Source organism: Pseudomonas sp. L7 (genome assembly GCF_046605565.1).
GTDB lineage: Bacteria > Pseudomonadota > Gammaproteobacteria > Pseudomonadales > Pseudomonadaceae > Aquipseudomonas > Aquipseudomonas wayambapalatensis.
In genome coordinates, this window is record NZ_CP176784.1 from 108,010 (window position 1) to 120,470 (window position 12,461).

Here is a 12,461-nt window from a genome sequence, read left to right on the forward strand (position 1 = left end):
GGCACAGGAAAGCATCGGTATCACCATTGTTGTTGTTGATTGGGCCGGGTGCGCACGTTGGCGGACACCCTGGCTGGCCGGTCTGTCGCCGGAGGTGGGGCTATCCTATGGGCGCAAGCTTTCAGCCAGCTTTCGCCTCGATGAAGGCGACGGGAGGTCGTTTCATGAATGACGTACTGGAAGGCGGGTGCCATTGCGGTGCCCTGCGCTATCGACTGGAGGGTGACCTGACGGATATCGCCCATTGCCACTGCTCGATCTGTCGACGGGTCAGCGGCGGGCTGGTGGTGACCTGGCTCACCCTGCCGCGCAAGGGCTTCCAGTGGATGGCGGGGGAGCCGAAGCGTTATATGGCCCCGGCCAGTTGCACGCGCTACTTCTGCGGCGACTGTGGCGCGCATGTGGCGCTGGAGACGACGCACAGTCCGCTGAGCATCGATGTGACGGTGGCGACGCTGGACCGGCCAGAGCAGGTGCGGGCCAATCGGCACATCTGGACCGGCAGCCGACTGCCGTGGCTGCACCTGGATGAGGAGCTGCCTGGCGAGGTGGAGGAGAGTCTGTAACGAAATGCGGGGCCTGGTTACAGGCCCCGCAGGTCTTCAGATGGTCAGCGTCCAGTCGTAGTCGACGATCAGTGGCGCGTGCTGCGAGAAGCGCGGCTGACGCGGCAGACGCGCACTGCGCACGAAGCGGCGCAGACCCTGGGTGAGGATCTGGTAGTCGAAGCGATAGCCCAGGTTGAGCATCTCGGCCTGTTCGTTGTCCGGCCACCAGCTGTACTGGTCGCCTTCGCGGCTGACTTCGCGCAGGGCGTCGACATAGCCCATTTCGCCGATGATCGCGTCCATCCAGGCCCGCTCTGGCGGCAGGAAGCCCGGCGACTGCTGGCTGTCGCGCCAGTTCTTGATGTCGAGCTTCTGCTGCGCCACGTAGAACGAGCCGCAATAGATGTATTCGCGACGCTTGCGACGCTGCTTGTCCAGGTACTTGGCGAAGTCATCCATCAACTTGAATTTCTGGTTCAAGTCTTCGTCGCCGTTCATTCCCGAAGGCAGCAGCAGGCTGGCGATGCTTACCTTATCGAAATCTGCTTGCAGGTAGCGCCCGTAACGGTCGGCCGTCTCGAAGCCCAGGCCGGTGATGACTGCCTTGGGCTGCATGCGCGAGTAGAGCGCCACGCCACCTTGGGCAGGCACTTCCGCTTCGCAGGCATAAAGGAAATAGCCATCGAGCTGGAAAGCTGGGTCATCGAGTTCAAAGGCCGAGGCGCGGGTATCCTGAAGGCAGATGACGTCGGCATTCTGGGCTTGCAGCCAGCTGAGCAGTCCACGCTCGGCCGCAGCCTGAATGCCATTCACGTTCACACTGATGATCCGCATAAATGGCCCCAAAAATCTCGTGCGTGTATGATACCCGAGCTCAACTCATTTAGCTAAATCCGTGGTGTCCGGGACTTTTCATGCAGCCGTATCAGCGCGACTTCATTCGTTTTGCCATCGATCGCGGCGTTCTGCGCTTCGGTGAATTCACCCTGAAATCGGGGCGTACCAGCCCGTACTTCTTCAATGCCGGCCTGTTCAACAGCGGATCGGCCCTGGCCCAGCTGGGGCGCTGCTATGCAGCCGCCATCGTCGACAGCAAGATCCCCTTCGACGTGCTGTTCGGCCCGGCGTACAAGGGCATCCCGCTGGCAGCGGCCACGGCGGTGTCCCTGGCCGAGCAGCATCAGCTCGATGTGCCATGGTGCTTCAACCGCAAGGAAGCCAAGGATCACGGCGAGGGTGGTAGCCTGGTTGGCGCCCCGCTGGCCGGTGACGTGCTGATCATCGACGACGTGATCACTGCCGGTACCGCCATCCGCGAAGTGATGCAGATCATCAAGGGCCAGCAGGCCAATGCCGCAGGCGTGCTGATCGCACTGAACCGCGAAGAGCGTGGCAATGGCGAGCTTTCGGCGATCCAGGAAGTGGAGCGTGATTTCGGCATTCCGGTGGTCAGCATCGTTTCGCTGACGCAGGTACTGGAGTTCCTGGCCGACGATCCCCAGCTCAAGCAACACCTGCCGGCGGTCGAGGCGTATCGCGCGCAGTACGGGATCTGATCTCGGATCGGTAATGAAAAAGGCGACCCATGTGGGTCGCCTTTTTCATTGGATCGGCGGCGGGTTTTTCGCGGGCAAGCCCGCTCCCACAGGGATTGGGCTGGCTTCTAGCTTTTGAGTAAGACAGTTGCTCCAACAGAGGTCTACCGCCGCTGTGGGAGCGGGCTTGCCCGCGAAGCAGTCGCCGCTTAGTCCGTGCCGTACTTCGGCGAACGCGGCCCGTACAGGATCCCGCCGTTCGGGTTCGGCGACAGCAGGCGCGCGCTGGTGATACCGGCGATCGGATAACCGGCGTCTTCCTGCACGCTGCTGATGACCTGGTTCACTGCTGCAGTGATCAGCATGCCGATCAGACCGCCCTGGTTCTGCCGGCCCTCCTCGCTGGATGCAGTGGCGGTGCCAGTCCACAGGGTGGTGCCGGTCTTCAGGTCGACCAGCTTGGCGCTGGCGGTCACGATGGTCGCGCTGCTCAGCACCATGTAGCGGGTGCCGTAGTCACTGACGGTCACGTACAGCGCCGCGTCGGCACCGAAGATCTCGTGCAGCTTAGCGGTCGGCAGCTCGTGGATGTCAGCCGGGGTGGTCATGCCGTTCTGGCGGAAGGTCTCGGCGACCAGCGCCACCGGCATCACGTAGTAGCCCGCTTCGGCCAGCGGGTAGGTGACCTGCGCGAGCATGCTGTAGCTGGCCTTGACGTCCGGCGAGTTGTTCAGCGGCGGCACGATCAGGATCGACTTCGGACGGCTCTGCTTGTAGGCCGCGTAGTCGGTGGTCTTGCGCTCGGCACAGCCGGCGAACAGGGCCAGCACGCAGGCGCCGACGATCAATTGGGTGAGGCGCTTGATCACTGCTTCGCTCCTTGCGTGGCGTTCTTCATCAGGAAGTCCATGTACGCCGCCGATTCAGGGAACAGCGCCTTCTCGGTGCGGAACTGCTGGATCATCTGGTCGTCCTTGCCCAGGCTCGAATAGAGCAGGCCCAGTTGCGCGTGATACCCAGGCGGGACGGCGCCATTCTTGGCCTTGATCTTCTCCAGGTCGCGCTCCAGGGCGATGACCTGTTCTTCCTTGGACTGGTCGTTGAAGTATTCGCGCACTTGCGGCTGGTAGCTTTCCCACTGGTACAGCGGCTTCTGCGAGTTGCAACCGACCAGCAGGGCGCTGGCCAGCAGGAGCCCGGCGCCAGTGCGCCAGGCCGAGCGGGTGATGCTCATCTACGTGCTTCCTTGTCGTTGTCGTCTTGCTGCAGGGTCTTACTGCGCTTGCGGCTTCCACTGGCCGCTTTCGACAGCGCCGACCAGCTTGTTCACCGCTTCGCGCATGGCCAGGTCGAGGACCTTGCCATTGAGGGTCGAGTCGTAGCTGGCGGTACCGCCGAAGCCGATGACCTCACGGTTGGACAGGGCGTATTCGCCTGCGCCCTGGCTCGAGTAGACCACTTCGGAAGTGCTGATGTTGACGATGTTCAGCGCGACCTTGGCGTAGGCGATCTGAGTCTTGCCACGGCCGAGAATGCCGAACAGCTGGTGGTCGCCGACTTCCTTGCGGCCGAATTCGGTGACATCGCCGGTCACGACGAAGTCAGCGCCCTTCAGGCGTTGGACCTGGCCCTTGATGGCCGCTTCCTGCTGGATCTCACCCATGTTGTCGCGGTCCAGCACGTTGAAACGGCCAGTCTGCTGCAGGTGGGTGATCAGGATGGTCTTGGCCTGGCCGCCGAGGCGATCGACGCCGTCGGAGAAGATGCCGCGCATGTAGCTCGAACGGTTGTCGAACTTGCCTACGGCAATCGGTGCACGCACGCCGCTGTACGGGCGGCTGACGCTCTCGACCTGTTGTACGGCCACGGCGGTGGAAGTTTCGGTAGCGCAGCCGGCGATGGACCCGAGCGCGACGGCAGCTGCCAGCACGAGTCCTTGTGATGCGTATTTCACGCGAGTTCTCCAGGTAAATAGTAACTATTTGCAGCGGGCGTGCATTCTGCCACGTTGTGTCGGCAGCCTGGAGAGAAAGTTGAGGGCGGGACAGAGAAAAGCAATGGCATTGCGCCATGTTTCATTTTGGGCTTGGAGCAAGCCTGCGTGATCCTTGTAGGGGCAGGCTTGTCGGGGCGTGCTTTTCGCGGGCAAGTCGGGGCGCCGAACCGCCGCTCCTACGGGGGTTTTGCAGGAGCGGGTCAGCGATCAACGCATCAGTGACGCTTGCGGTTGGTGATCAGGGTGCCCACGCCGCTGTCGGTGAAGATCTCCAGCAGCACCGCGTTCGGCACACGGCCATCGATGATGTGCGAGCTGTTCACGCCACCCTGCACGGCTTCCAGTGCGCACTTGATCTTCGGCAGCATGCCACCGTAGATGGTGCCGTCGGCGATCAGCTCGTTGACCTGCTCGGTGGTCAGGCCGGTGAGGACCTGGCCCTGCTTGTCCATCAGGCCGGCGATGTTGGTCAGCAGCATCAGCTTCTCGGCTTTCAGGGCCTCGGCGACTTTGCCGGCGACCAGGTCGGCGTTGATGTTGTACGACTCACCGTTGGCGCCCACGCCGATTGGCGCGATCACCGGAATGAAGTCGCCCTTGACCAGCATGTTCAGCAGCTCGGTGTTCACGCCCACGACTTCGCCGACATGGCCGATGTCGATGATTTCCGGGGTGGTCATCTCGGGGGTCTGGCGGCTGACGGTGAGCTTCTTGGCGCGGATCAGCTCCGCATCCTTGCCGGTCAGGCCGATGGCGCTGCCGCCGTGGCGGTTGATCAGGTTGACGATATCCTTGTTGACCTGGCCGCCCAGGACCATCTCCACCACGTCCATGGTCGCCGAATCGGTGACGCGCATGCCGTCGATGAAGTGGCTCTCGATCGACAGGCGCTTGAGCAGGTCACCGATCTGCGGGCCGCCGCCGTGCACGACGACCGGGTTGATGCCCACCGCCTTCATCAGCACGATGTCACGGGCAAAGCCGGTCTTGAGCTCTTCGCTCTCCATCGCGTTGCCGCCGTACTTGATCACCAGGGTCTTGCCGACAAAGCGGCGGATGTAGGGCAGCGCTTCGGACAAAACTTCGGCTACATGGGAAGCGGCATCGCGATCGAGGGTCATGCAGGGCTCCAGTGAGGAACAGATAGTCGGTCAGAACGGCAGTTGCAGGCCAGGTTCGGCCCGCAGCAACTGCGTGCGGAATACAGCCTTGATACGGTCGAGTTCTGCCTCGCTGTCGGCCTCGAAGCGCAGCACCAGCACCGGTGTGGTGTTGGAGGCGCGGACCAGGCCCCAGCCGTGTGGGTAGTCGACCCGCACACCATCGATGGTGGTCAGGTTGGCTTCGCCCCAGTCGGCGTCGCGTTGCAGTGCATCAATGATGCTGAATTTACTCTCGTCGGTCACATCGATGTTGATTTCCGGCGTGGAAATATCGTTCGGGAACGCGGCGAACAGGTTTTCGGCATCCTGGTCGGCCTTGCTGAGGATTTCCAGCAGGCGCGCGGCACTGTAGATGCCATCGTCGAAACCGTACCAGCGTTCCTTGATGAAGATGTGTCCGCTCATCTCGCCGGCCAGCAGCGAGCCGGTCAGTTTCATCTTCTTCTTGATCAACGAATGACCGGTCTTCCACATCAGGGCGCGGCCGCCGTGCTGTTCGATCAGCGGCGTCAGGCGACGGGTGCATTTGACGTCGAAGATGATCTCGGCGCCGGGGTTGCGCGACAGCACGTCCTGGGCGAAGAGCATCAGCAGGCGGTCGGGGTAGACGATGCTGCCGGTGTTGGTCACCACGCCAACGCGGTCACCGTCGCCGTCGAAGGCCAGGCCGAGGTCGGCGCCGGTCTCCCTGACCTTGGCGATCAGGTCTTCGAGGTTCTCGGGCTTGCCCGGGTCCGGGTGGTGGTTGGGGAAGTTGCCGTCGACCTCGCAGAACAGCGGGATCACCTCGCAGTTCAGCGCTTCGATCAGTTGCGGGGCGATCACGCCAGCGGCGCCGTTGCCGCAGTCGACCACCACCTTCAGGCGCTTGGCCAGTTTCACGTCACCGACGATCTGCTGGAAGTAGCGCTCGAGGATCTCGACCTTTTCCACACGGCCTTCGCCGCGCGGTACGTCGTTGGTCTTGAGGCGGGTCAACAGGGCCTGGATCTGTTCATTGGCCAGCGTATCGCCAGCGATGACGATCTTGAAGCCGTTGTAGTCCGACGGGTTGTGGCTGCCGGTGAGCATCACGCCTGAAGTACCGGCCAGCACGTTGGCGGCGTAGTACAGCGCGGGGGTGGGCACCAGGCCGACGTCGCTGACCTGGCAACCGGCATCGACCAGGCCCTGGATCAGTTGCTCGACCAGCATCGGGCCGGACAGGCGGCCGTCACGGCCCACGGAGATTTTCGGCTCGCCCTGGGCTCGGGTCTGGGCACCGATGGCGCGGCCGATCCAGTAGGCGGTTTCGGCGTGCAGTGTCTTGCCGACGATGCCGCGGATGTCATAGGCACGGAAGATGCTGTCCGGCAATGCGGGTACCAGTTGGGCCATGTCGTTCATCTCTGGGGACTCCAAGGGTCAAAGGCTTCTGGGTAAGCGCAAACTGAACGCTTGGACGGTAGATAGCCCCGAGAGTTCGCCGTCCATGGCCCCGACGGTCGGCTCAGCGGGTGCCGGAGTGGCCGAAACCACCGCTGCCACGCTGGGTTTCGTCGAAGGCTTCGACGATGTCGAAATGCGCCTGCACCACCGGTACCAGGATCAACTGGGCGATGCGTTCGCCGATGCTGATGGTGAACGGGGTGTTGCCGCGGTTCCAGCACGAGACCATCAGCTCGCCCTGGTAGTCCGAGTCGATCAGGCCGACCAGGTTGCCCAGCACTACACCGTGCTTATGGCCAAGGCCCGAGCGCGGCAGGATCATCGCCGCCAGCCCCGGATCGCCGATGTAGATCGACAGGCCAGTGGGGATCAGCAGGGTCTGGCCCGGCTCGAGGACGGTGTCCTCCTTGAGCAGGGCGCGCAGGTCCAGGCCGGCGGAGCCGGGGGTGGCGTATTGCGGCAGGGGGAATTCGGTACCCAGGCGTGGGTCGAGGATCTTGGCTTGAAGAGCGTGCATGGAACTTATTGAACCTGATTGAGCCGTTCGGCGATGAAGGCGACCAGTTGCCGGGCGATCTTGCCCTTGCTGGTCTGCGCGAAGAGGGTCTGGTGCTGCTGGCGGTCGATCACGGTCAGGGCGTTTTCCTCGCTGTTGAAGCCGATGCTGGGGTTGGCCACATCATTGGCGACGATCAGGTCGAGGTTCTTGTCCTTGAGCTTGCGCGTGGCGTAATCGAGCAGGTGCTCGGTCTCGGCAGCGAAACCGACGCTGAACGGGCGGTCGGCGCGGCCAGCGAGGGTGGCAAGGATATCCGGATTGCGCACCATCTGCAGCAGCATGCCGTCGCCAGTCGTAGGGTCTTTCTTGAGCTTTTGCGGGGCGACCACCTCGGGGCGGTAGTCCGCGACTGCTGCCGAGGCGATGAACAGGTCGCACGGCATGGCGGCTTCACAGGCCGCGAGCATGTCCCGCGCGCTCACCACGTCGATGCGGTTGACCCGGTCAGGCGTTGCCAGGTGCACAGGGCCAGTGACGAGGGTCACCCGGGCCCCGGCCTCGGCGGCCGCTTCGGCCAGGGCAAAGCCCATCTTCCCGGAACTATGATTGGTGATGTAGCGCACCGGATCGATGTTCTCTTGGGTGGGGCCGGCGGTGATCAGCACGTGCTTGCCGGTCAGGGCCTGGCGCTTGAAGCTCTCGGCGGCGCACCAGGCAAGGTCGGTGGCTTCGAGCATGCGGCCCAGGCCGACGTCGCCGCAGGCCTGGCTGCCGGAGGCGGGGCCGAACACCTGGATGCCACGGCGCTTGAGCAGCTCTAGGTTGTCCTGGGTGGCCGGGTCGCGCCACATGGCCTGGTTCATGGCCGGGGCGACGGCGACGGTGGCGTCGGTGGCCAGTACCAGCGTGGTCAGCAGGTCATCGGCCATGCCCTGGGCCATGCGCGCCATGAGGTCGGCGGTGGCCGGGGCGATCAGCACCAGGTCGGCCCACTTGGCCAGTTCGATATGACCCATCGCAGCCTCGGCGGCGGGGTCGAGCAGGTCCATGTGCACCGGGTGGCCGGAGAGCGCCTGCAGGGTCAGCGGAGTGATGAACTCGGCCCCCCCGCGGGTCATGACGACACGCACCTGCGCGCCGTGTTCCAGGAGTCGGCGAATCAGCTCGGCGCTCTTGTAGGCGGCAATGCCGCCACCCACGCCGAGAACGATGCGCTTGCGATACAGCCGCTGCATAGGCTTGCCTTTTTCCAGTGAAAGCGGGCGGCGACGTTTGAAATTGCCTGCGGCAGAACGTCGCATTTAACGAGGCGAAATAGATTAACACAGGGCTTGAAGGCGCCGCAGTACAACGCAAGGAGGGGTATGAACATCAGGGAATGGCCGCTGGACGAGCGGCCGAGGGAGAAGTTGCTGGCGCGTGGGGCGAGCAGTCTGTCGGATGCGGAACTGCTGGCCGTGTTTCTAGGGTCTGGCGTGCGTGGTCGCAATGTCGTGGAGCTGGCGCGGGGGTTGCTGGCGAAGTTCGGCAGCCTGCGTCAGTTGCTTGAGGCCGACCGGGAAGCTTTCCTGGGCGAACTTGGGCTGGGGCCGGTCAGGTACAGCCAGTTACAGGCGGTGTTGGAGATAGGGCGCCGGCACCTGGCGACCACCATCGAGCGAGAATCGGCCATGGACAGTCCGACGGTAGTGCGGCGCTACCTGAAGTCCATGCTGCGGCATGAGAGCAGCGAGGTGTTCGGGTGTCTGTTTCTGGACAACAAGCACAGGCCGCTGGCGTTCGAGATCCTGTTCAGAGGCACGATCAATCGAGCGGTCGTCTATCCTCGCGAGGTCGTGCGTCGAGCCCTGGCGCACAACGCGGCGGCGCTTATCCTGTGCCACAACCACCCGTCGGGCAACAGCGAGCCCAGCCAGGATGACGTGCATTTGACCCGCACCTTGAAGCAAGCACTGGCGCTGATCGATGTGCGCGTGCTCGATCATGTGATCGTCGGCGATGGCGAGCCGTTGTCGATGGTCGAGCAGGGATGGATCGGAGCATAGGAGCAACTGTCTTGCTCAAAATCCAAAGGCCAGCCCAACCCCTGTAGGAGCGGGCTTGCCCGCGAAAAGGCCGACACCGGACGTCAGTCAGCGCTCCACCGATACCTTGCTGAAGTCCACCCGCCCGAACGGGCTCACCTGATACCCCTTCACGCGATTGCTGAGCAAGGTCGAGGCTTTCGGATGGGCCAGCGGCAGCCACAGCGCCTGCTGCTGGATCAGCGTCTGTGCCTGCTGGTACAGCCTGCTGCGCACGCTCTGGTCGTTGGTGGTACGCCCGGCATTGATCAACTGGTCGAGACGGCTGTCGCAGAACCGCGCGAAGTTGGTCCCCGACTTGACCGCCGCGCACGAGAATTGCGGGCTGAGGAAGTTGTCCGGGTCGCCGTTGTCACCCGCCCAGCCCATGAACAGCAGGTCGTGCTCGCCGGCCTTGGCGCGGCGGATCAACTCGCCCCATTCGATCACGCGGATCTCGGCCTTGATGCCGACTTTCGCCAGGTCGGCCTGGAGCATCTGGGCGCCGAGGCTCGGGTTGGGGTTGAGCAGGCTGCCCGACGGACGGGTCCAGATCGTGGTGCTGAAGCCGTCGGCAAGGCCGGCCTTGGTCAGCAACGCCTTGGCTTTCTTCAGGTCCAGCGCGTAGCCGGGCAGGTCCTTGGCGTAACTCCAGGTGGTGGGCGGGTAGGGGCCGTTGGCGGCGGTGGCGGTGCCTTCGAACACCGCCTTGAGGTAGGCCGGTTTGTCGAAGGCCAGGTTGATCGCCTGGCGCACTTCGGGTTTGTCCAGCGGCGGGTGCTCGCTGTTGATGGCGACGAAGGCGGTCATGAAGGCCGGGGTGGAGGCGACCTTGAGTTTGTCGTTCTGGGCAGCTTCGGCGATGTCCAGCGGCTTGGGCGACAGGGCCACCTGGCATTCGTTGCGCTTGAGCTTCTGCAGGCGCACGTTCGGGTCGGTGGTGATGGCGAACACCAGCGGGTCGACCGCAGGCTTGCCGTCGAAGTAGTCAGGGTTGGCGCGGTAGCGCACCAGGGCGTCCTTCTGGAAGCGCTGGAACACGAACGGGCCGGTGCCGATGGGCTGGCTGTTGAGTTTTTCGGGCGTGCCGTCCTTCATCAGCTTGTCGGCGTACTCGGCCGAGTAGATCGAGGCGAAACCCATGCTCAGGGTGGCCAGGAAGGTCGCGTCCGGGTGGGTGAGGGTAAAGCGCACGCTCTGCGGGTCGGGCGCCTCGATCGACTTGATCAGGCTGCCCAGCTGCAGCGACTGGGCGTGCGGATAACCACCAAGTGCGGTCTTGTGCCAGGCATGGGCGGGGTAGAGCATGCGCTGGAAGCTGAACAGCACGTCGTCGGCATTCAGCTCGCGGGTCGGCTTGAAGTAGTCGGTGCTGTGGAACTTCACGCCATTGCGCAGCGTGAAGTCATAGACCAGGCCGTCTTTGGAGACCGTCCAGCTTTGGGCAAGGCTCGGCACCACCTTGCCCTGGGCGGCGTCGAACTCGACCAGGCGGTTCATCAGCACGTCGGCCGAGGCGTTGGTGGTGGTCAGCGAGTTGTACTGAACCACGTCGAAACCTTCCGGGCTGGCCTCGGTGCACACCGACAGCGGCGCTGCCTGGGCAAGACCTGCGGCGAGCAGGGAAGTGAATAGAACGGAAAGGGCGGCGACGCGCATGGTGGATCCTCGGCTGGTCAGGGGCCCATCTGCCAGTGCAGTCTGGAATAGGAAACGTCCTACCCTAGTGCGCCAGTCGGGAAATGGCCACCTGATTTTTATGCCGTGCGGCGACGAGCGGTCGACAGTGCGCGGGCCTTGTCGCTATGCTGGCCGGGCGCGATCGGCCCGATCGGAATGTGCATCTTCTGTTGTTGTGGCCGACCCTTTCTGGTATAAAGCAGCGCTCTTTTCTAGGGGCTCGGTCTGTCGCTCATTTGAGCCGGTTCGATAAGACCCCCGGAAACACGGCGCCTTGGCGCCATAGACTGAGAGATTAAGCGGCCAACCCATGCCGGGTTGGGCATGTGGTTTTAGAGGGCTGAGGCATGTCGAGAGTCTGTCAAGTTACCGGTAAGGGTCCGGTAACCGGGAACAACATTTCCCACGCAAACAACAAAACCCGTCGTCGTTTCCTGCCGAACCTGCAGCACCACCGTTTCTGGGTTGAATCCGAGAATCGTTTCGTGCGTCTGCGCGTTTCCGCCAAAGGCATGCGTATCATCGACAAGCGCGGCATCGATGCCGTTCTGGTCGACATCCGTAAAGCTGGCGCCAAGGTTTAAGGGAGAACATCATGCGTGAATTGATCCGTCTGGTTTCGAGTGCCGGTACCGGCCACTTCTACACCACTGACAAGAACAAGCGCACCACTCCGGACAAGATCGAGATCAAGAAGTACGATCCGGTCGTTCGCAAGCACGTGGTGTACAAGGAAGCCAAGATCAAGTAATTGATCCGGCAACCAAAAAAACCCGCAACCGAAAGGAAGCGGGTTTTTTTATTGCTGTCTGTTCAGGCTAGTGCGCGCGCCGCAGGTTTCAGCAGTTGCGCAGGCCGGTTATGAAGCCTTCTTCGTCTACATCGATCCTGACCTGGTCGTGCTTGAAGTCCCGCAGGTCTGCACCGGTAACGACCCGGACGGTTGCCAGGCCCGTCAGCTCGAGAACATAGGCGTTCACGCTTTCAACGTAGCGCGAACCGATGACGTGGCGTGCAGGGGCGAGGATGTCGGTAGTCATATGCTGTTCCTTGTCGACTGTCCGGAAGTGGACGCTGCCATCGTTGCAATCCTCGTTCGACGGATGCGGTACTTAATCCTCGCAAGCCCTGTCACTTCTGCTCGAACATCACATAGATCTTGCGGCACGGCTCCAGCACCTCCCAGGTGCCCTTGAAGCCGGCCGGGATGACGAAACGGTCACCGGCCCGCAAGGTCTTGGCGCCGCCGTCCTGGTCGCGCAGCACCGATACGCCCTGGACGATCTCGCAATACTCGTGCTCGGTGTAGTTCACCGTCCACTGGCCGACCTCACCCTCCCAGACGCCTGCGGCAAACTGCCCGCAGGGGCTCGAATAGTGGTTGTAAACCGCCTGGTCCGGCTCGCCCTTGAGGATCTTCTCGGCCGCCGGGCGGTAGCGCTCGGCTTCGGTGAGGACCTGGGCGAAGTCGATGATGCTGTCGATGCTCATGCTGGATACCCCGTTGTTGTTTAATAAAATGCACATCAGTAGGCTTTTAAGCCATTCG

General features: G+C 62.9%; 15 protein-coding genes and 1 pseudogene. 5 read left to right on the forward strand and 11 right to left on the reverse strand.

Annotated elements, in window-relative coordinates; all coding sequences use genetic code 11:
• The first annotated feature begins 164 nt into the window (after positions 1-164).
• The gene (locus ACK3BK_RS00525) at positions 165-566 is read left to right on the forward strand and encodes a GFA family protein (RefSeq protein ID WP_186669918.1); all 402 of its coding nucleotides are present in this window, start codon (positions 165-167) and stop codon (positions 564-566) included.
• Positions 567-602: 36 nt separating this feature from the next.
• Here ACK3BK_RS00525 and ACK3BK_RS00530 read toward each other — a convergent pair whose 3' ends face one another.
• Positions 603-1,382, reverse strand: a complete 780-nt coding sequence (locus ACK3BK_RS00530; protein ID WP_054893329.1) for an exodeoxyribonuclease III — start codon at positions 1,380-1,382, stop codon at positions 603-605.
• An 80-nt stretch (positions 1,383-1,462) separates the two neighbouring features.
• Between ACK3BK_RS00530 and pyrE the strand changes: the two genes are divergently transcribed.
• On the forward strand, positions 1,463-2,104 hold the full coding sequence (gene pyrE, locus ACK3BK_RS00535; RefSeq protein ID WP_125931046.1) for an orotate phosphoribosyltransferase: 642 nt from the start codon (positions 1,463-1,465) through the stop codon (positions 2,102-2,104).
• Between the two features lie 188 nt (positions 2,105-2,292).
• Here pyrE and ACK3BK_RS00540 read toward each other — a convergent pair whose 3' ends face one another.
• The 7 genes and pseudogenes from ACK3BK_RS00540 to coaBC all read right to left on the reverse strand — a co-directional run bounded on the left by ACK3BK_RS00540 (position 2,293) and on the right by coaBC (position 8,404).
• Positions 2,293-2,931 carry a DUF799 domain-containing protein gene (locus ACK3BK_RS00540; RefSeq protein ID WP_189657705.1) on the reverse strand — a complete coding sequence of 213 codons (639 nt, stop codon included), beginning with the start codon at positions 2,929-2,931 and terminating at the stop codon, positions 2,293-2,295.
• Positions 2,932-2,948: 17 nt separating this feature from the next.
• Positions 2,949-3,317 carry a DUF4810 domain-containing protein gene (locus ACK3BK_RS00545; protein ID WP_054893326.1) on the reverse strand — a complete coding sequence of 123 codons (369 nt, stop codon included), beginning with the start codon at positions 3,315-3,317 and terminating at the stop codon, positions 2,949-2,951.
• A gap of 39 nt (positions 3,318-3,356) precedes the next feature.
• Positions 3,357-4,037, reverse strand: coding sequence for a CsgG/HfaB family protein (locus ACK3BK_RS00550; RefSeq protein WP_054926178.1), 681 nt, complete (start codon positions 4,035-4,037; stop codon positions 3,357-3,359).
• Positions 4,038-4,294: 257 nt separating this feature from the next.
• Entirely contained in the window at positions 4,295-5,200 is a 906-nt protein-coding gene (argB, locus tag ACK3BK_RS00555; RefSeq protein WP_063542032.1) for an acetylglutamate kinase, read from the reverse strand.
• Positions 5,201-5,230: 30 nt separating this feature from the next.
• Positions 5,231-6,604 (reverse strand): annotated as a pseudogene (locus ACK3BK_RS00560) (phosphomannomutase/phosphoglucomutase); the annotation flags it as partial.
• A gap of 127 nt (positions 6,605-6,731) precedes the next feature.
• Positions 6,732-7,187 (reverse strand): dUTP diphosphatase, encoded by a 456-nt coding sequence (gene dut / locus ACK3BK_RS00565; RefSeq protein WP_063542034.1) that lies wholly within the window; start codon positions 7,185-7,187, stop codon positions 6,732-6,734.
• A gap of 5 nt (positions 7,188-7,192) precedes the next feature.
• A complete protein-coding gene (gene coaBC / locus ACK3BK_RS00570) occupies positions 7,193-8,404 on the reverse strand; it encodes a bifunctional phosphopantothenoylcysteine decarboxylase/phosphopantothenate--cysteine ligase CoaBC (RefSeq protein ID WP_186711310.1) in 1,212 nt (403 codons plus the stop codon).
• A 129-nt stretch (positions 8,405-8,533) separates the two neighbouring features.
• On the opposite strand from coaBC, the gene radC reads away from it, so the two are divergent.
• Positions 8,534-9,214 carry a RadC family protein gene (gene radC / locus ACK3BK_RS00575; protein WP_186669915.1) on the forward strand — a complete coding sequence of 227 codons (681 nt, stop codon included), beginning with the start codon at positions 8,534-8,536 and terminating at the stop codon, positions 9,212-9,214.
• An 87-nt stretch (positions 9,215-9,301) separates the two neighbouring features.
• Here the strand turns inward: radC and ACK3BK_RS00580 are convergent, their stop codons facing one another.
• Positions 9,302-10,891, reverse strand: a complete 1,590-nt coding sequence (locus ACK3BK_RS00580; protein WP_411383563.1) for an ABC transporter substrate-binding protein — start codon at positions 10,889-10,891, stop codon at positions 9,302-9,304.
• 368 nt (positions 10,892-11,259) lie between these two features.
• Here ACK3BK_RS00580 and rpmB point away from each other — a divergent pair, with 368 nt between their 5' ends.
• A complete protein-coding gene (rpmB, locus tag ACK3BK_RS00585) occupies positions 11,260-11,496 on the forward strand; it encodes a 50S ribosomal protein L28 (RefSeq protein WP_054894119.1) in 237 nt (78 codons plus the stop codon).
• 11 nt (positions 11,497-11,507) lie between these two features.
• Positions 11,508-11,663 (forward strand): 50S ribosomal protein L33, encoded by a 156-nt coding sequence (rpmG, locus tag ACK3BK_RS00590; RefSeq protein WP_003253507.1) that lies wholly within the window; start codon positions 11,508-11,510, stop codon positions 11,661-11,663.
• An 88-nt stretch (positions 11,664-11,751) separates the two neighbouring features.
• On the opposite strand, the gene ACK3BK_RS00595 is transcribed toward rpmG, so the two are convergent.
• Both ACK3BK_RS00595 and ACK3BK_RS00600 read right to left on the reverse strand, forming a co-directional pair.
• The gene (locus ACK3BK_RS00595; protein ID WP_186669911.1) at positions 11,752-11,952 is read right to left on the reverse strand and encodes a hypothetical protein; all 201 of its coding nucleotides are present in this window, start codon (positions 11,950-11,952) and stop codon (positions 11,752-11,754) included.
• A 91-nt stretch (positions 11,953-12,043) separates the two neighbouring features.
• Positions 12,044-12,403 (reverse strand): cupin domain-containing protein, encoded by a 360-nt coding sequence (locus ACK3BK_RS00600; protein ID WP_003253509.1) that lies wholly within the window; start codon positions 12,401-12,403, stop codon positions 12,044-12,046.
• Between the last annotated feature and the right edge of the window lie 58 nt (positions 12,404-12,461).